This is a genomic window from Nonomuraea purpurea, assembly GCF_042650645.1.
GTDB classification, from domain to species: Bacteria; Actinomycetota; Actinomycetes; order Streptosporangiales; family Streptosporangiaceae; genus Nonomuraea; species Nonomuraea purpurea.
Genome location: NZ_JBHSBI010000090.1, coordinates 1 through 1145 on the forward strand (window position 1 = coordinate 1; position 1145 = coordinate 1145).

1 pseudogene is annotated in these 1145 nt (G+C 67.3%); it reads right to left on the reverse strand.

Going from position 1 to position 1145, the window contains the following annotated elements:
• Positions 1-1145: pseudogene (locus ACFOY2_RS54645) on the reverse strand (DNA-directed RNA polymerase subunit beta); the annotation flags it as partial.

Consider the following 1145-nt stretch of genomic DNA (forward strand, 5'->3'; position numbering starts at 1 on the left):
TCGGGATGTCCCGGGTGATCTCCTCGGGGCCCAGCTTGGTGTCGCGGGCGTCGACCTCGTGCTCCTCGATGTGGATCGAGGACAGCACGTCGTCCTGCACCAGTCGCTGGGACAGGATGATCGCGTCCTCGTAGTTGTGGCCCTCCCACGGCATGAACGCCACCAGCAGGTTCTTGCCCAGCGCCATCTCACCGTTGTCGGTGCAGGGGCCGTCGGCGAGGACCTGGTTGACCTCCACCCGGTCGCCCTCGGCCACGATCGGCTTCTGGTTGAAGGAGGTGCCCTGGTTGGAGCGCTTGAACTTCGCCACCCGGTAGGTCGTGCGGGTGCCGTCGTCGTTCATGACCGTGACGTAGTCGGCCGAGACCTCCTCGACCACACCGGCCTTCTCCGCACTGATCACATCGCCCGTGTCGGTCGCGGCACGGTACTCCATGCCGGTACCCACCAGCGGCGCCTCGGCCTTGAGCAGCGGGACCGACTGACGCTGCATGTTCGCGCCCATCAGGGCCCTGTTGGCGTCGTCGTGTTCCAGGAACGGGATCATCGCCGTGGCCACGGAGACCATCTGGCGCGGCGACACGTCGATGTAGTCGACCTCGCCCGAGCGGACGTACTCGAACTCGCCGCCCTTGCGCCGCACGAGCACCCTGCTCTCCGCGAACTCGCCCTCCTCCGTCAGCGAGGAGTTCGCCTGGGCGATGATGTAGCGGTCTTCCTCGTCGGCGGTGAGGTAGTCGATCCGGTCGGTCACCTTGCCGTCGACGACCTTGCGGTAGGGGGTCTCGACGAAGCCGAAGGCGTTGAGCCGGGCGAAGCACGCGAGGTAGCCGATGAGGCCGATGTTGGGGCCCTCGGGGGTCTCGATCGGGCACATCCGGCCGTAGTGGGACGGGTGCACGTCACGGACCTCCATGCCGGCCCGCTCACGGGACAGACCACCGGGGCCGAGCGCGTTCAGACGCCGTTTGTGCGTCAGACCGGCCAGCGGGTTGGTGTGGTCCATGAACTGCGACAGCTGCGAGGTGCCGAAGAACTCCTTCATGGCCGCCACGACCGGGCGGATGTTGATCAGGGTCTGCGGCGTGATCGCCTCGACGTCCTGGGTGGTCATGCGCTCGCGCACGACCCGCTCCATGCGGGCC